We start from the raw sequence: 18,534 nt of genomic DNA, 5'->3' as shown, positions 1-18,534 counted from the left end.
ATACCTCCCAAATCCGTGATCGATGCGGTAGAAATATAACCCGAACGATAAACCACGGCGAGGATCGCCGCGCGTTAGGGGTGCTAACGGGTGCAGGCATTGATTGGTCGTCTTTCCCGTTCCCTTCGCGTCACGGGCGCGGGGCCGGTGCATCCGAACCTACAACTTCCGGTCGTAGAGGGCATGGAGCCCCGCCTGCTCCTTTCGGGCACCACCGTGAACGCGGCCGCCCTGCAGGCCCTGCACGACAATTTCGCGCATCTCGAGACCGTTCTGGAAGGCGTGGAGGGCGAAGGCGTCTTCGCCCAGGCCATCCCCCTGATGAACATCAACGACAGTCATCTCGCCGGCGAGATGCTTGCCTTCTCGAAGGTGTTCGAGAGCAACATCGCCGATCCGGTGAAGGCGCTGATCAACGCGGTGCCCGCGGATTCCGGCGCCCTGGCCGCCGCCCTGCAGTCCGCGATCAATGACCTCACCGATGCCGATACCGGGCACCAGGTCCAGGCCCAGGTCACCGACATCTCGGCCGGCTCGGTCATCGGCCTGACCATCCAGGTCGCCGACCTGACGACGCAGAGCTTCTCCATCGACCTCGGCGACACCGCCACCCCCTACGGAATCAATTTTCCCACCGTCACCGGCACCGCCGAACTCAGCTACGGCTTCACCTTCACGGTCCGGCTCGACACCGCCGCCCTCGGGGCCTCGCCCACCGATGCGCAGGAGGCGGCGGCCTTCAACCTCTCCAGCGCCTCCTTCACCACCGGCTTCCATGCCACGGCCGACCTGGCCGGCACCGACTTCAGCTTCGGCCTGCTGACCCTCACCGTCGCCCCCGGCGCGGCCGGCATCGACCAGCAGGCCGGCTACGAAGGGGCCATCGCCGACATCTCCGGCACGGATCTGCGCGCGGCGGCCAGCGCCATCGAAGGCGGCGACCATTCCAGCCTGCGCGGCGCCGGCGCGCTCGTCACCGCCAGCATCGCCAGCCAGACCGACGGCACGGCGACCCCGCTGCTCGACCTGCCGGTGATCCTGACCGGCGACCATGTCATTCCCGGCATCACCCCCTTCGAGACGCCGGTGCACCTGACGGTGACGGGTCACGCCGCCGCGGGCGATGCCGTGGTGGACCTCGAGCCGCTGCTGGATGCGCTGCGAAATTCCGTGGGCGACCCCGATTTCGACCCGCGCAGCCTCAACACCTTCGCCGCCAAGGACCTGGTCACCCAGCTCGCCAAGGTCGGCACCTATCTCGGCTATCTCTCGGGCGGCGAGGACCTCGCGGTCGAGATCCCCTTCACCGACGGCCTGACGATCGGCGACGTCATCAACGTCGCCACCACCTTCAAGAGCGACATCATCGACCCGCTGCAGGCGGTGGTGGGCGTGCTGGGCTTCACCGAGGGCCAGCACAACACGGACGGCGCGAACTTCATGGAAGGCGCGGCGCTGACCGCCGCCAACCTCGCGCACCTGCCCGACCAGATCGCGATGATGGTGACGCTGGACAACGGCAAGTCCGCCTCGCTCAGCTTCGCGCCGACCTACCTCGACAGCAGCAAGGTCTCGCACAAGGTCGAGACGGTCGACGACCTGGCGCTCGCCATGAACCAGGCGATCGCCGCGAGCGCCCTGGCCGGCTACCTGCAGGCCAGCAACGACGCGGGGCGCATCGCCCTCACCCTCACCGCCCCCTCCTCCGGCACGGCCGCCACCAAGGTGACGGTCGCCAGCGCGCAGGGGGCCACCGTCTTCTCCAACCTGCGGGACTTCGGCATCCTGCTGGCGAAGACGCTGCGCCTGCCGGGCTGGGACGACACCACCTCCGACCCGACCGAGGTGGGCGACCGCCTGCTGACAGCGCTCGGCCTCGCCTACGACGCCGGCACCAACGCCATCACCCTCAGCATCTCGAAGGAATTCGAGATGCCGGACGTGCTGGCCGACGTCTCCTTCGACCTCGACCTCAGCGGCGTCGCCGGCCTGTCGGTCAGCAATGCCAGCTTCCACCTGACCAGCAGCGTGCTGCTGAACCTGACGGTCGGCTTCAGCCTCGACCCGCTCGGCAGCCACGTGAACCAGGAAGGCGGCCCGCAGATCGGCGACGGCCAGAACGGCACGCCGAGCACGACGGTGGGCGAGCTGCCCGTCTATGTCGCCGCCTCCAACGGCGGCGAAGTGCCGATCACCGCCAACGAGATCGCCGACGCGCGCGACCCCGGCACCACCCACACCAACCTGGCCGACCTGCAGATCATCGGCCGCGACGGCGTGGTGGCCACCTTCGTCATCACCCCCGACATGACGCTGGCGAATCTGGAGACCGCCATCGCCAATGCCTTCGGCCGGGAGATGGAGGTCCGTTTCAACGCCCTCGGCAATACCGAGCTGGAGATCATCGACACCGAGGCCGCCTATGACGGCCCCTCCCCCGCCTCGCTGGGCCTGACGGTCGGCACCCTGGCCCAGGCCAATGCCGTCAATGGCAGCAGCACCAACTACCAGGCGGTGCTGGAGGGCACGCCGGTGGACGACGCCGACTATGCGGCGGCCTCCAAGTTCATCCTGACCATCGGCAAGCTGCCGCCTGTCGTGGTGGATGTGGCGGCGGGCTCGGGCAGCGTCGCGGCCTATGCCACCGCCATCAACACGGCGCTGGCGCAGCTCTCGCTCGATCCGGCGCTGATCGGCCTGTCCAGCGGCACGCTGCACTATTCCGACATCGTCCGTGCCAGCGTCGGCAGCAACGGCGCGGTGCAGCTCACCACCACCATCTACGACGCCATCGTCAACGCGCAGCACGAGGCGCCCTACCTCTCCACCCAGCGCAGCGCCGTCCGCTACGGCCTGCAGGTGGACGCGGTGCAGCTGACGGTCTCCGCCCTCAACAACTCCCTGCTGCCCGGCCTGCTCGGCCTGATCGGCAAGGACATCAATGACGGGGCCGGCGACCAGGCGCTGATCATCGGCTCGCCGCTGCATGGCGAGACGCTGACCGACCGCTTCTTCCTCAAGGACACCGGCATCTCGGCGACCATCGACATGGCGCTGGAGCCCACCGACCCCACCCAGCCTGTGGCGATCACCGGCACGCTGGGCGGCTTCGAGTTCGGCGCCCTGCTCTACGATCCGGAGGACCCGGATGCGGAGCTCGGCGCCTATGTGTCGCTGCGGGCCGCGCTGCTGCTGAACTACGACGGCAACGCCGAGCCGAACACCATCACCTTCGCCCAGCTCAGCGATTCGCTCTCCAACGGCAGCTTCAGCGACATCTGGGCCTTCACCCTCGGTTCCGGCCGCGGCGACGAGCCTTTCGCCATGCTGGACATCAAGTCCGTCAGCCTCAGCGCGGGCGGCGTGGACCTTGCCTCGGTGGCCAGCCCCGAGATCATCATCACGCTCGACGACGCCTCGCAGCTGCTGAGCCTCTCGGTGCCGAGCCCGCAGGTCGAGGTGATCGGCCTCGACGCCAAGCTCGTCGTCGCCGACGTGGTGGAGGCGGTGCGCCAGGTCTTCCAGAGCATGAACTCGGACCTGGCGAACCAGACCATCCCGCTGGTGAATGTCAGCCTGGACGACATCCTCGGCTTCAGCAGCAAGTTCCTGGTGGCGCTGAGCGAGGCGGAGCAGGACCCGGACGCGGCGCTCGGCTCGATCCAGACCGCGATCAACGACGCGCTGGGCGGCGACTACGTCCATTTCAGCCTGGAAGACCAGGACCACCTCATCCTCTCGATCGCCTACACGCCGGTCGACGTCCACACGCAGCTTCCCTTCAACCTCGACCTCGACAGCCTGGCCGACTTCCTGGGCAGCGACGGCAGCGCGCTGCACGACCTGGTGGACGCCATCGGCAGCATCGCCAGCCTGAGCGCGAGCGGCACGCTGGACGTGAGCGCGGGCGTGAGCCTGGCACTGACCCTGGGCATCAATCTCGGCGACAACTCGCACGCCGCCGGGCTGAATGAGACGCTGGCCACGCTGAACGGCCGCAACGGCCTGCGCACGGGCACGGCCGGCAAGCCGGACCTGCAGTTCACGCTGGGCAGCGGCCGTGTCTTCACCGTCAGCGTCGGCGCCCTCGGCGCCAGCGCCACGGTGCAGGACCTGCTCGACGCCATCAACACCGCCGCGGGACAGGCCGATTTCGCCAGCTACGACGACGCGACCGGCGCGATCGTCTTCCACGACAGCAGCACCAGCCCGGCCAGCGGCCTGTCCGATCTCGGCTTCCAGGACGGCCAGACCAGCGTCGATACCGGCTCCACCTCCTCCATCACCGCGGCTTCCGCGGTGACGGACCCGAGCCAGGCCTACAGCTTCGCCATCTCCATCGGCACGGATGTGACGGTCGAGGTCTCGGTGGGCGCCGATGCGAGCCGCACCACCCTCGCCGGGCTGGTGACGGCGATCCGCTCCGCCCTCGCGACCACCCTGGTCTCCGCCGCCGACCTGCTGCACGAGAATGTCCGCCTCCCCGGCAGCGCCGGCTCGCTGGACGGCGACTTCGACGTTGCGCTCGGCCAGATCATCTCGGTCGCCGGCAAGAACGGCAAGCTGGTCTTCAGCGCCAAGGATTCGGTGCTGGGCACGGATGCCGACGGCAACCTGCTGAACACCTTCCGCCTCTCCGAGGCGCAGCCGAAGCTGACCCTGACGGTGGAGTCGATCAACGGCTCCCAGATCGCCGAGGATCTCGGCCTCGGCGGCAAGCTGATCGCCCAGGACGAGACGGTCGACGGCGTCCGCACCATCGCCGGCCGCCTGACCGCGCCGAACTCGACCAGCGAGCGCTTCTTCATCGAGACCGGCGAGGATCCAGACACGCATGAGCTGCTGACAGGCATCCGGGCGACGCTCGGCATCGAGGCGAGCAATCTCAGCTTCACCGCCGCGCTCGGTCCGCTGAGCGCGACGATCGTCAACGGCCACGCCATCCTCGGCGCCGATCTGGGCATGGTCGCGGCCGGCGAGGACGGCTTCGCGGTCGGCGGGATCGCCGCCGCGCCGGCGACCTTCCTCATCACGCTGGATGACGGCTTCGGCGGCGCGACCGCCGGCGAGGGCATCCTGACCTTCGCCAACCTCGCGAAGCTCGGCTCCGCCGGCAACAGCCTGAGCGACCTCATCCATTTCTCCGCCAATGCCGCGCTGGAGGTCTCCCTCCCCGTCGTGATGCTGGGCCAGCAGCTCGGGCCGGTCGAGCTGCAGATCGGCAACCTGTTCAACACCACGGGCGTGGACGGCCTGCCGGAGCGCAGCGTCCACACCGCCTTCCCGAGCCTCGACGGCATCTCCGTCGGCAGCATCCTGAACGACCCGCAGACGCTGATCGACGGGCTGGACGCCTTCCTCTCCGACATCGCCTACGGCACCTTCGCCCAGGCGCTCTACGGCCTCGACCTGCCGCTGATCGGGCCGGCCCTGCAGGGCATCGGCAGCTTCTTCGCCACCCTGCATGACAGCGTGATCGGCACGCTGCAGTCCCTACTGGACGACTTCAAGACCGCCCATCCCGGCCAGCCGGCCTCCACCCAGAACATCATCACCCAGGGCCTGGAATACGTCCTCACCGACCTCCTGCACCTGCCGGGTGACGTCTATTCCTACATCGACAGCATCGACTCGCCGACGGAGATCTCCTTCGTCTGGCACTTCGACGTCACGCTGCTCGACACCATGGTCAATCTCAGCGCCGATCTCGGCATCCCCGGGCTCGGGTTGCAGATCGAGAACGGCCTGGTGAACCTGCTGGCCGAACTCGATTTCACGATCGGCTTCGGCTACCTGAAGGACAAGGGCTTCTTCGTCTACGACATGGGCGTGCCGGGCGCGCTGGAGCATTTCGAGTCCAACAACGACCCGAACGACGTCTTCGTGGCCGACTTCCGCGAGCTGCACGCCGTCGAGCTGCTGGTGGCGGTCTTCATGCCGACGGACCCGGCCTTCAGCGCGACGCTGAACCTCGGCTTCCTGCGGATGACGGCGACCAACGGCTCGACGCTCTCCGCCACGCTGGGCGGGCGCGAGTATCTCGGCACCAGCCTCACCGGCAGCATCTACGTCGATATCGGTCCTGCCGACCAAACCGGGCGCCTGCTGTTCAGCAACTTCGCCAAGGGCTCGATCATCCGTTCCGGCATGGAGATGACGCTCAACGTCGATCTCCTGCTCGACTCCGGCTTCGGCATCGGCATCGGCAGCACCTCCACGGCGCTGCCCTCGGTCTCCACCGAGCTGCTGTTCTCCTACGCCTTCAACAAGGTCTTCACCGGCGCGATCGGCGACGAGCCGGAGAGCGGCATCGTCACGCCGCTGACCTTCCTCGACGTCACGCTCGACGTCGGCAGCTTCCTGAACACCATCCTGAAGCCCATCCTCGACACGATGGGTGACGTGATCGAGCCGATCCAGCCGATCCTGGACTTCCTGACCTCGCCCATCCCTGGCCTCTCGCAGATCGTCGGCTCGACCTCCGTGCTGGATCTGGCGCAGCAGTTCGGCGGCCCGAAGGTGCAGGACGCCGTGCGGTTCATCCAGATCCTCGACGACGTCGCGGGCCTCGTGCGCTCCCTGCAATCCATGCAGGACTCCGGCGGCATCAAGGTCAACTTCGGCACCTTCGTCTTCGGCCAGACCGACGATCCGGACGCCACCTCGCTGAGCGGCAGCAACCTCGACCCCTTCGCGGGCAAGGTCTCGCAGGCCGATGTCAGCGCCGCGGCCAGCTACTTCCAGAACAGCTCCGCCGGCTCGGCGGCGGCCGATGCCGCCCTCGCCCGCCTCTCCGCCCAGAGCCACAGCAATATCGGCGGCCAGCTCCAGTCGCTGGAGAACGCGAAGGGCGCCGGCGGCAAGGCGGTCTTCGACTTCCCGATCCTTCACGATCCGATGTCGATCGTGAAGCTGCTGATGGGCCAGGTGAACCCGGTCGATCTGGTGCATGTCACCCTGCCGACCTTCGACTTCAACTTCAGCAAGGAACTGCCGTTCCGCTTCCTGATCGGGCCGGTGCCGGTGACGGTCACCTTCTATGCCTCGGTCGGCGTCGAGATCAATCTCGCCTTCGGCTACGACACGACCGGCATCATCAAGTTCATGTCGAACAACAACCCGCTGATGCTGATGGACGGGTTCTATGTCGACAACACGATCGGCCCGCAGCTCGATTTCTACGCCACCTTCGGCGTCACCGCGGCGGTGAACCTCGCCCTGGTGGCCGCCGGCGTCGGCGGCGAGATCAGCGGCCACGTGACCTTCCAGCTGCACGACGTCAGCGGCGACGGCAAGCTGCATGCCTCCGAGCTGCTGACCGCGCTGCTCGACAACCCCCTGCACCTCTTCGACATCGCCGGCCAGCTGGACGCGCTGGTCTATGCCTTCGTCTGGGTGGGCATCGACCTGCCGATCATCGGCAAGATCACGCTGTTCGAGGCGAGCTTCGACATCATCGACGTCACGCTGCTTTCCTTCAGCTACAACTATTCCGATGTCCACTCCACGCCGTCCCTGGCGCAGCAGGAGTCCGACGGCACGCTGACCCTGAACATGGGCAAGAACGCCGATCGCCAGGAGGTCGGCTCCAACCTCACCAACCCGAGCCAGACCTATGAGATCGCCCATGTCGGCGGGACGGCGGGGAACGAGGACATCGCGATCACCGCCAACGGCGTGACCACGGTGTACCACGGCGTCAAGGTGGTGGTGGCCGATGTCGGCGATGGCAACAACGTCATCCGCTTCGGCAACGGCTATGTCGGCAACGTCACCATCACCGGCGGCAGCGGCAACAACATCATCGATCTCGGCGGCGTGGACGGCGACCCGCTGATCACCCTTGGCGACGGCAACAACGTCGTCTTCGGTGCCAGCATCGACACCACGATCGTCGCCGGCAACGGCAACAACACGATCTTCGGCGGCAATGCCCGCAACACGATCACCGTCGGCAGCGGCCGCAACACGATCGTCGGCGGCGCGGCGCAGGACACGATCACGGCCGGCACGGGCGACAACACCATCTATGGTGGCGCCGGGGACGACGTGATCGTCGCGGGCAGCGGCAACAACACGATCTGGGGTGGCGAGGGCGCGAACGTCATCTCCATCTCCGGCGGCGCGGGCCAGAACATCATCTTCGGCCATGGCGCCAACTCGCTGGACGACGTGACCAGCACGACCGTCACCGCCACCCTCGTCTCCGCCAACGCGGCCAGCGCGAACGACATCAGCAGCACCATCACCGGCGGCAGCGGGCGCGACATCATCTTCGGCGGCGGCGGCGACAATACCATCAGCACCGGCGCCGGCGCCGACATCGTCTTCGGCGGCCTCGGCAGCGTCACCCGCACCGCGCAGGGCCAGCTGATCCAGGCTTCCGCCACCAGCGGCGTGGGCGGGCACAACGTCATCACCGGCGGCGCGGGGGACAAGATCCTGTTCGGCGGCGGCGGGGACAACACCATCACCAGCGGCGGGGGCAACGACATCATCCTCGCCGGCGGCGGCACGGTGGACGGCGCCGCAGGTGGCTCGGCCGGCCGCTTCACGGTCTCGGGCATGGCCTTCGGCAGCCACAGCGTGGTCGATGGCGGCCTGGGCAACGACCTGGTCCTCGGCTCGGGCGGCAGCAACGCCATCACCGGCGGCGGCGGCGACGACATCATCGGCGGCCACGCCGCCATCGTGGTGCGCGATGCCGCGATCGGCCGCACCGCCCACCTGCTCAGCGTGCAGACCAGCCTTGAGGGCATCGGCGGCAACGACGTCATCTCCGGTGGCGCCGGCAACGACATCATCCTCGGCGGCGCCGGCAGCCACACCATCGATGCCGGCACCGGCAGCGACGTGGTGATCGGCCACTACGGCCAGGTGACCGCGACCAATGCCGGCCAGAACCTGACGATCGAGGGCTGGCACGGCGCGGCGGCCGGCAATGGCGACAACGTCATCACGGCGAGCCACAGCGCCGTGATCATGGGCGGCGGCGGCAACAACACCATCACCACCTACGACGCCACCTCCCCGGCCGACCCGGCCAACAACCTGCCCGCCATCACCGCGGCGGACCGGCAGATGCTGGTCTTCGGCGCCAACGGCATCGCCACGGTGGACCTGCTCCTGGCCGGCGGCATCAAGATCCACCAGGCCCGCACCGTGGCGGGCGAGGAGGATGCGGGCGGCAACAACCGCATCACCGTGGGCGATGGCAACGACATCGTCTTCGGCGGCGCCGGCACCAACACCATCACCGCGGGCAATGGCGACAACATCATCCTCGGCCATACCGGCTTCGTGGACCTTGACCGGCTCGCCAGCCCGGACACCACCGGCCGCTCGCCGGACGTGATCGGCTACGTGCTCGGCCAGGACGGCACGGCGCTGCGCGGCACCGGCTCGACCATCACCTCGGGCACCGGCAACAACGTCATCCTCGGCGGCACCGGCAACAACGTCATCACCACCACGGGCGCCGGCAACAACATCATCTTCGGCGCCGCGGGTGCGGTGACGCGGGACGGCACCGCCGGCAACGCGCTGCTCTATGCCGAGACGCTGGAGGAGAGCCTGGCCGGCGACAACACCATCACGGCCGGCCTGGGCTTCACGGGCGCCAACGTGGTGTTCGGCGGCATCGGCAACAACCACATCGCCGTGGGCGACGGCAACAACGTGGTGCTCGGCCATCTCGGCGTCGTCAACAACGTGGTGTTCTCCGCCTTCACCGACGCGGCGCGCGCCGACGGTGCCCGCCCCGACGTGCTGGCCCGCACGGTGCCGGAGCGCGGCACCCTCGGCCACAGCGCGCTCTGGCCGAACGCGACGCTCGACCGGGCGGTCGCCTCCACCAGCGCCGTCATCACGGCTGGCCGGGGCGACAACGTCATCCTCGGCGGCGCGGGCGACAACACCATCACCGCCGGGGACGGCAACAACACGGTCTTCGGCGCCTCGGGCGCGGTCACCCGCTACGCGGTGAGCAAGCAGGTCGCCTTCGCCACCACGGTGGAGGAGAGCCTGGGCGGCGACCATGCCATCACCCTGGGCGACGGCGCCAACCTCGTCTTCGGCGGCGCCGGCTACAACCAGATCACCGTCGGCAACCGCGACAACATCGTCTTCGGCCACCTCGGCCAGGTGAACTACTCAGTGCTGACCGACTTCAGCACCGCGCAGCGGGCGACCGGGAACTACCCGGACCTGATCGGCCGTGTGCTGCCGGCCATCGGCAACAGCCAGCCCTACACCACGGCACCCTTCGGCGGGCTCGACCAGCCACTGGCCGAGGCCGGCTCGGTGATCCATGCCGGCAACGGCGCCAACATCATCTTCGGCGGCGCGGGCGACAACACCATCGTCGCCGGCACCGGCTCGAACACCATCTTCGGCGCCGGCGGCGCGGTCACGCGGGACACGCGTGCGAGCGCCGTCCTCTTCGCCGAGACGGTGGAGGAGACCCAGGGCGGCAACAACACCATCTATGCCGGCGCCCGCTCCACGGCCACGCAGGTGGTCTTCGGCGGCCCTGGCTTCAACACCATACGCCTGGGCGACGGCGCCAACGTGGTGCTGGGCCATCTCGGCTACGTCGATCTCGGCGCCATGCTCTACTACACCTCGGCGCAACGCGCGGACGGCTCCCACCCCGACGTGGTCGGCCGCATCGTGCCGGAGCGCGGCAACATCTCGCCCATCACGCCGAACGGCAGCCTGGGGCTGGATCAGGCGCCGCTCGGCGGCGGCAGCGATATCCGGGTGGGCGGCGGCAGGAACGTCATCATCGGCGGCGCCGGCGACAACCACATCTACACCGGCCACGGCAACAACATCGTCTTCGGCGCCGCCGGCGCGGTGACGCGCGACGCCCGCAGCCTCAGCCTGCTCCATGCCACCACGGTGGAAGAGACCCTGGGTGGCAACAACTTCCTGGAGCTCAGCCTGGGCGGCACCGGCAGCGCGATCGCCTTCGGTGGTCCGGGCAAGAACCTCATCCTCACCGGCTACGGCAACGACATCGTCCTCGGCCATCTCGGCACCGTCGCGGCGAGCGTTCGCTCCACCGGCGCCGGGCCGCAGGACCTGGTGATCGGCGAGCGGATCACGGTGACCGGGCGCAGCGTGCCCGTGATCGGCAACCTCCAGCCCTCCACCACCGCCCCCTATGCCGGGCTTGGCCAGCTGCTGCCCAACAGCGAGGCGGTGATTAATGCCGGTGCGGGCGACAACCTCATCATCGGCGGCGTCGGGGCGAACGCCGTCCCGGCTGGCGACGGCAACAACCCGGCCTTCGGCGCCTCCGCCACGGCCCAGCGCGACCGCAGCGGCGCCACCCTCTCCGCCCAGGTGCTGGAGGCGGCGCTCGCCGAGCGGGCCGAGCTGATCCTCGGCGGCGGCGTGAACACCGTCTTCAACACGGCGCCGGCGCCCAGCTTCGCGCCGGCGGCGCAGGCAGCGGCGGTGCCGGCCGCCGGGGTCTTCCTGGTTGCGGGCAGCGAGACGCTCTCGAGCGGCGCCAGCCTCGCCGACCTCGCCGCGGCGGCGCAGTTGCAGCGCAGCCAGCCGGCGGAGACCGCGGCGGTGGAGGCACCTGCCTCCGCTCCGGCGGCCATGACGGCCCGCACCGGATCCTCCACCCCCACCGGTTACGTGCTCGACGAGGCGACCGGCAACTGGGTGGCGGATGACGGGGCCGACCCGATGCTGCTCCTGTTGCTCACCGGTGGTGCGGCGCCGGAGCTGACCGTGCAGGGGAACTCCACCACCGGCACGCCGCGTCCACGCCTCGCCGCCTGATCCTGGCGGGGCGTGATCCCTTCAATGCCTACCGGGGCTGCAGAAAGCGGCCTCCATTCACTGGGACTGAAAAATTATGTCCGATGACCGTAGCGGCCTGAAGACCACGATCTCCGGCCAGACCAAGATCAAGTGGGACGACAGCAAGCTCCGCACGACCTACGCGAATGTCTGCAACGTCGCGACGACGCGTGAGGAGGTGATGGTGCTGTTCGGCACCAGCCAGGCCTGGATGGGCGCCACCGAAGAGGTGACCGTTGCCCTCACCGATCGCGTCCTGCTGAACCCGCACGCGGCGAAGCGCCTTGCGGCGATGCTGAACAAGACAATCGAGGAATTCGAGAAGGCCTACGGCAGCCTCGGCTGAGGCCCGCCGGACAAACTGGGCAAGCAAGTAAAGCACCATGGCCGAGCCTCTCGTCACTTCCGATGCTCCCTCCTCCGCCGGCACGACGTCCGGCCAGACATCCTGGCGCCTGTTGCTCGGCGCCGGGGATGCCGGACTGGCGGCGCAGGCCTGGCTTGACCTGGCCGTCGCTCTCGTCACGCAGGCGGTGCCGGATGGCGCCGCCGCACCGGTGCAGGGCGCCTTCGTCGCTCTGCGGCAGGACGGCGCGCGCTATGCCCGCGCCGCCAGCTTCGGGGAGGGCGCGGTCAGCTTCCTCCTGGCCAAGGCGGCGGAGCGCTGCCTGCAACTGCAGCGCAGCGTCGTGCAGAACGACGAGGCCGCCGGCAGCGCCTGCCAGCTCGCTTTGCCCATCCTGAGCGGGGACCGGCTGGAGGGCGTCGTCGCCTTCGAACTGGCCCGCAGCGTCCTGCCGCATCTCGACCGCGTGACGCGGCTGGTGCAGTGGGGCCTGGGCTGGTTCGGCCGGGCCGGGCAGGGCAACGCCATGCCCTCGCCGGGGCAGGCGGTGGAATGGCTGGGCCTGGTCACCGGGGCCGGCGACGCCGACACGGCGCTGGAGGCCGTGTGCAGCATGCTGGCGGGGCAGTGGTCGCTCGCCCGGGTCAGCATCGGCTTCGGCGGCGCCGGGAAGATGCGGCTGCGCGCCACCTCGCGCGGCCGGCTTTCCACGCTGCAGACGGACTTCGTCATCGCCCTCAAGGCGGCGATGGAGGAGGCGGTGGAGGCCGGCACGGCGCTGGCCGTGCCGCCGCCGGAGGGCCAGCTCGCGGCCATCGGCGCGCACCAGCGCCTGTGCCGCGCGCATGGCGTGGCCTGGTCCGCCACCCTGCCCGTGCGCCTGCCGGACGCACGCGGCGGCGCCGGCTGGGTGGCCATGACCCTGCAGGGCGACGGGGCCGCCCCGCAGCCCGATCAGATTGCCGGCTGGCAGGCCGTCGCCGCGCAGGTCGCGCCGCTCCTGGCGCTGCGCCTGCGGGCCGATCGCGGCCTGCTCGGCCATGCCGGCGCGCTGGTGAGGGGGGCCGGCGCCGGGCGCGCCGCCTGGAAGCCGGTCCTCGCCCTCGCGGCCGTGGCGGCGCTGGTGGGCACCGCCCTGTTCCCCGTGCCCTTCCGGGTGAACGCCCGCGCCACGCTGGAAGGCACCGTCAAGCGCAGCATCGCCGCGCCCTTCGACGGCTACCTGGTCGAAGCCGCGGTGCGGCCGGGCGACCGGGTCGCCGCCGGCACCGTGCTGGCGCGCATGGACGACCGCGAGCTGCGCCTGCAGAAGCTGGACTACGTGGGCCGCATCGCCGAGAGCCGCCGCCAGGCGGACGAGGCGATCGGCCGGCGCGACATGGCCACCGCCGGCATCGCCACCGCCCGCCGCATGCAGGCGGAGGCCGAGCTGCGGCTGATCGACGCGCATCTGGCCCGCACCAGCTTCGTCGCGCCCTTCGACGGCATCGTCATCGCCGGCGATCCCAGCCAGTCCATCGGTGCGCCGCTGCGCCGGGGCGAGGTGGTCTACGAACTCTCGCCGCTCGACGGCTACCGGGTGGCGCTGGAGGTGGAGGAGAACGATTTCGCCGCCGTCACGCCGGGACAGGAGGGACGCATGGTCCTCGCCTCCATCCCCTATGCCTCCTGGCCGATCCGGGTGACCGGCGTGACGCCGCTCGCCACCGCCAAGGACGGCCGCAACGCCTTCCGCGTCGAGGCGCGGCTGGAGCAGCCGGACGCGGCGCTGCGCCCGGGCATGCAGGGCATCGGCAAGATCGAGGCCGGCACCGCTCCGCTCGCCTGGGTCTGGGTGCGCGGCGCCGTCGCCTGGGCGCGGCTGAAGCTGTGGGCCTGGATGCCATGAGCGCCGCCACCAGCACGGCGGAAGGGCCGCTGGGCCAGATGGCCCATCTCCGCCCCCGCCTCAAGCCGCATGTCGAGGCCTTCCGCCATCTCTACCGCGGCCTGCCCTGGTACGTGTTCCACGACCGCGCGGCGCACCGCTTCTACCGCGTCTCCCGCAGCGGCGCCGAGATCGTCGGCGCCATGGATGGCCGCCGCACGCTCGGCGAGATCTGCGAGGGGCTGGACGAGGCCGGGCGGCAGCCGGTCGATCCGCAGGCCGCGGCCGGCTTCGTCATGCAGCTCGGCGCGCTCGGCCTGCTGCAGCGCGACGGCACGCCGGACCCGGCGGCGATGGCCGAGCGCAAGGCGCGCGAGCGCCGCCGCATGCTGGCGGCGCAGTTCCGCACGCCCCTCTCCTTCAAGCTGCCGCTGATCGACCCGACGCGGCTGGTGGATGCCATCCTGCCCTGGTGCGGCTGGATGTTCGGCCCGGTCGGCATCACGCTCTGGCTCGCCGTGGTGCTGCTGGGCGCGGTGCTCGGCGTCATGCACTGGGGCGAGCTGACCGCCAACTTCACCGACCGCATGTTCTCCGCGCAGAACCTGATGCTGGCCTGGCTGGTCTATCCGGTCGTCAAGGCCATGCATGAGATGATGCACGCCATCACCCTCCGCCGCGCCGGCGTGGAGGTGCGGCAGGTCGGTCTCCTCTTCGCCGCCTTCATTCCCGTCCCCTATGTGGACGCCACCGCCTCCGCCACGCTGGAGCGGAAATGGGACCGCATCCTGATCGACGCCGCCGGCATCCTGGTGGAGCTCTTCCTCGGCGCCCTCGCGCTGATGCTGTGGAGCAGCTCGGAGCCGGGCCTGCTGCGGGCGATCTGCTACAATGTCATCATGATCAGCGGGTTCTCGACGCTGCTCTTCAACGGCAATCCGCTGCAGCGCTACGACGGCTACTACATCCTGGCGGATTTCGTCGAAATCCCCGGCCTCGGCACCCGCGCGGGCGCCTATCTGGGCTATCTCTTCCAGCGCTACGTGCTCGGCCGGGCCGAGGCGCGCGCGCCCATGGCGACGCCGGGCGAGAAGGCCTGGTTCGTGCTCTACGGGCCGCTCTCCTTCATCTACCGCTTCGGCCTGATGCTGGTGATCGCACTGCACGTGGCCGAGTACTACGAGGCCCTCGGCATCCTGCTCGCCGCCTGGTCGGTCGTCGGCTATGCCTGGCCGATGCTGGCGGGCGCCGTTCGCGGCCTCGGCGGGCAGCAGCCGCATGCGCGCCGGTTCAGGGCGCTGGGTGGCCTCGGCGCGCTGGCCGCGCTGGTCCTGGCGCTGCTCTTCCTGCTGCCGGCGCCGAACCGGCTCGTCGTGCAGGGCTTTGTCACCGTGCCGGAGGAGAGCATCGCCCGCCCCGGCGTGGGCGCGATGGTCACCCGCCTGCTGGTGCCCGACGGCACGGCGGTCGAGGCGGGGCAGCCCATCGCCCAGCTCGCCGATCCCGCCGTTCCGGCCAAGGTGGCGCGCATGGTCGCGCGCCAGGCCGAGCTGGAGGCCCGCCACACACGCGAGCTGACCGATGACCGCGTGCGTGCCGCCATCGCCGCCGAGGCGCTGGCCCAGGCCGGCCGCGAGCTGGCCGATGCGCGGCGCGACGAGGCGGCGCTGCTGCTGCGCAGCCCCGCGGCGGGCCAGCTCGTCCTCGCCACCGCCGCCCAGGACCTGCCGGGCCGCTTCCTCGGCAAGGGCGAGCAGTTCGCCCTGATCTACCGACCCGACCGCGCCATGGTGCGCGCCCTCGTGCCGATGAGCGAGATCGACGCGCTGCGCCACCGGCTGCAGGGCGTCAGCCTGCGGCCGGCCTATGACGCCGGCGCCGAGACCCCGGCCACGCTGCTCCGCATCGTGCCGGCCGCGACCGACATCCTGCCCAGCCCCGTGCTGTCGCTCGATGGCGGCGGCCCCTTCGCTGTCATGCGTGACAGCAGCAACCAGCTCCGGATGGAGGAGCCGGCCTACGAGGTCCAGCTCCGCCCCGACCAACCCCTTCCTGTCACTTACCTGAACGGCCGGGTCTATCTCCGCTTCGATCTGGGGACCGAGCCGTTGGCCTGGCAGCTCTGGCGCGAGCTGCGGCTGGTGTTCCTGAGGCATTTGCATGCGTAAGCGTTATCTCCCCGCGGTGGTCCTGGGCTGGCTCGCCGGCACCACCCTTGCGTCCGCGCAGGACGCCGCCTCGCGCCCCGAGTTCCCTTGCCAGGTCTTCGCCGCCAAGCGCGTCGAGCTGGCGAGCCCTGTCCCCGGCGTGCTGGCCGAGGTGAAGGTGGAGCGCGGGGACCGTGTCACGGCGGACCAGGTGGTCGCGCAGCTCCGCACCGAGACGGAGCAGGCGCAGCTCGCCCTGGCCCAGGCGCGGGTGGGCGCGGATGCGCAGCTCCGCCTCCGCCGCGCCCGCCTCTCGCTCGCCGACCGGACCCTGCGGCGCAACCAGGGCCTGCAGGAGGCGCGGATGATCTCGCCGCAGGACCTCGACCAGATCCGCACGGACCGCGAGGTGGCGGCGCTCGAGGTGGCGGCCGCCTCCGAGAACATCGCCATCGCCCGCGCCGAGCTGGAGCAGGCGCGCGCGGCCCTGGCCATCCGCACGCTGCGCAGCCCGATCGCCGGCATCGTCACCGAGCGCAACCTCCAGGTGGGCGAGCAGGTCCGCGACAAGCCGGTCATGGTGATCGAGGACGTCGACAGCCTGCATGTCGAGGTGGCGCTGCCGGCCTCGCTCTTCGGCCGGGTGCGCAAGGGCGCGCGCGGGCGGCTGAGCTTTCCCGGCACCGGTCTCGCCTCGCTGATCACCCCCGTCTCGCTGATCGACAGCGTGGTGGACCCGCGCAGCGACATGTTCGGCGTGCGCTTCGTGCTCGACAACCGGCAGCTCCGCATCCCCGCGGGGCTGAAGTGCCGCGCCGAGCTGGAGCTGACGCCATGAGCCTGCGCCAGCTTCTCTGCGCCAGCGCGGTGCTGCTCTCCGCCGCGATGCCGGCCGCCGCCCAGGCGCCCTCCAGCCATTGGCAGACCCAGGTCGCCGCCCCGAACGGGGGCCGCGCCATGGCCCAGGCCATGACCGGCCGCAACGAGGTGCCGGCCACCCGCAGCCCGCGCGACGCCGGGCCCACGATCGGCCTCGCCGAGCTGGCGGACCGCGCCAATGCCGCGCATCCCCAGGTCCGGCAGGCCGAGGCGGGCAAGGATGCCGCGCGCTACAGCCTGCGCGACGCCTATCTCGGCTTCGCGCCGCGCGCCAACATCGTCTTCGACAAGGGCAAGGAGCGGCTGAACGTCATCCGTTCCGACAACTTCCTCTATCAGCTCGGCGTCAACAACTTCCGCAACCAGGGCTACACGCTGGAAGTGGTGCAGCCGATCTTCGATCCGCGGCTCTTCGCCCAGTTGCACGGCGCCTATGCCACGCTGCGCCGCGCGCGGGACGAGCTGACCGCGGCCCGCCAGCGCACCCTCTTCGACCTGATGCAGAGCTATCTCACCACCCTGGCCGCCTATGACGGCTACCAGGTGGCCCGGGCCGAGGAGGAGACGCTCGCGCGCCAGATGGCGGAGGTGCAGACGCGCCACCGCCTGGGCCTGGCGAGCGATGGCGACGCGGACGAGGTGGAGGCGCGGCTGCGCGCCGCCGAGGCGCAGCGCATGGCGGCCGCCGCCTCGCTGAACGAGAACTTCGCCTCGCTGGAGCGGCGCGCCGGCATCCGCGTGGGTCCGCTGGCGCCGCTTGCCGCCCGCATTCCGATGGCGCTCCCCAACCCGGCGAGCGCCGATGCCTGGGTGCGCGAGGCGCGGGCGCACAACGTCGATCTCCGCGCGCTGGAGAGCGCCACCACCGAGGCGCGCGCCCAGGCCGAGACCCAGGCCGCCGCGCTGCTGCCGCGGCTGGACCTGCGGCTGACGCAGGACCGCTCCGACAATGGCGGCACCATCTATGGCGGCGGCTCGACCATCAACGACCGTACGCTGCTCTTCCGCCTCACCGTGCCGCTCTTCAACCCGGACGGCGCGGGCTATCCGGTCTTCGCCGCGCGCGCGCGCTACCAGGCCTCGACCTACCGGCTGGAGGACCAGCGCCTGGAAGTCGAGGAGAAGGTGCGCACCGCCTTCGAGGAGGTCGTCGCCAACACGCGGCGCGACCAGGCCCTGGTGCGGGCGCTGGGGGCGCAGACGCGCATCGTCGCCGGCAAGCGGGCGCGCTACGCCGCCGGCACCCTGCCCATCAAGGACGTGCTGGACAGCGAGCGGGATCTCTACCAGGCGCAGCGCAACCTGCTGGCGGCCCGGTACAACTACCTGCTGAACCTCATGATGCTGAAGCGGCTGGCGGGCGACTTCGCCGAGGCCGACCTTCTTTACATCGATTCCGCCCTCGACCGTCACGCGACGCCGGTCCGCCGGCTCGTGGGGGAAGGGCGCGATGACTGATCTGACCGCAGGCCTGC

The 18,534-nt window shown here is 70.2% G+C and carries 6 protein-coding genes; all 6 read left to right on the top strand.

Annotated features, from left to right (window positions below; translation table 11 throughout):
- The first annotated feature begins 183 nt into the window (after positions 1-183).
- The 6 genes from QMO56_RS06280 (at position 184) to QMO56_RS06255 (ending at position 18,517) form a co-directional block, all read left to right on the top strand.
- Complete coding sequence (locus QMO56_RS06280) at positions 184-11,799, top strand: calcium-binding protein (protein WP_283524223.1); 11,616 nt, start codon at positions 184-186, stop codon at positions 11,797-11,799.
- Between the two features lie 76 nt (positions 11,800-11,875).
- Positions 11,876-12,166, top strand: a complete 291-nt coding sequence (locus tag QMO56_RS06275) for a DUF3467 domain-containing protein (RefSeq protein ID WP_160937931.1) — start codon at positions 11,876-11,878, stop codon at positions 12,164-12,166.
- 37 nt (positions 12,167-12,203) lie between these two features.
- On the top strand, positions 12,204-14,054 hold the full coding sequence (locus tag QMO56_RS06270) for an efflux RND transporter periplasmic adaptor subunit (RefSeq protein ID WP_283524220.1): 1,851 nt from the start codon (positions 12,204-12,206) through the stop codon (positions 14,052-14,054).
- Entirely contained in the window at positions 14,051-16,201 is a 2,151-nt protein-coding gene (locus tag QMO56_RS06265; RefSeq protein WP_283524218.1) for a hypothetical protein, read from the top strand. The genes QMO56_RS06270 and QMO56_RS06265 overlap by 4 nt, the downstream gene beginning before the upstream one ends.
- Positions 16,194-17,018: an efflux RND transporter periplasmic adaptor subunit gene (locus tag QMO56_RS06260; RefSeq protein ID WP_283524216.1), complete on the top strand. Its 825-nt coding sequence runs from the start codon at positions 16,194-16,196 to the stop codon at positions 17,016-17,018. The genes QMO56_RS06265 and QMO56_RS06260 overlap by 8 nt, the downstream gene beginning before the upstream one ends.
- A complete protein-coding gene (locus QMO56_RS06255) occupies positions 17,015-18,517 on the top strand; it encodes a TolC family protein (RefSeq protein ID WP_283524214.1) in 1,503 nt (500 codons plus the stop codon). Before QMO56_RS06260 ends, QMO56_RS06255 begins: the two co-directional genes overlap by 4 nt.
- The last annotated feature ends 17 nt before the right edge of the window (positions 18,518-18,534 follow it).

It is taken from the genome of Roseomonas sp. E05 (assembly GCF_030063475.1).
Lineage (GTDB): Bacteria > Pseudomonadota > Alphaproteobacteria > Acetobacterales > Acetobacteraceae > Pseudoroseomonas.
Note: the sequence above shows the minus strand (reverse complement) of the source record. Positions and strands in the feature narration are given on the sequence as shown.

Coding starts and splice junctions, on each gene's coding strand:
- QMO56_RS06280 (WP_283524223.1), top strand. CDS start 184: ATGGAGCCCCGCCTGCTCCTTTCGGGCACCACCGTGAACGCGGCCGCC.
- QMO56_RS06275 (WP_160937931.1), top strand. CDS start 11,876: ATGTCCGATGACCGTAGCGGCCTGAAGACCACGATCTCCGGCCAGACC.
- QMO56_RS06270 (WP_283524220.1), top strand. CDS start 12,204: ATGGCCGAGCCTCTCGTCACTTCCGATGCTCCCTCCTCCGCCGGCACG.
- QMO56_RS06265 (WP_283524218.1), top strand. CDS start 14,051: ATGAGCGCCGCCACCAGCACGGCGGAAGGGCCGCTGGGCCAGATGGCC.
- QMO56_RS06260 (WP_283524216.1), top strand. CDS start 16,194: ATGCGTAAGCGTTATCTCCCCGCGGTGGTCCTGGGCTGGCTCGCCGGC.
- QMO56_RS06255 (WP_283524214.1), top strand. CDS start 17,015: ATGAGCCTGCGCCAGCTTCTCTGCGCCAGCGCGGTGCTGCTCTCCGCC.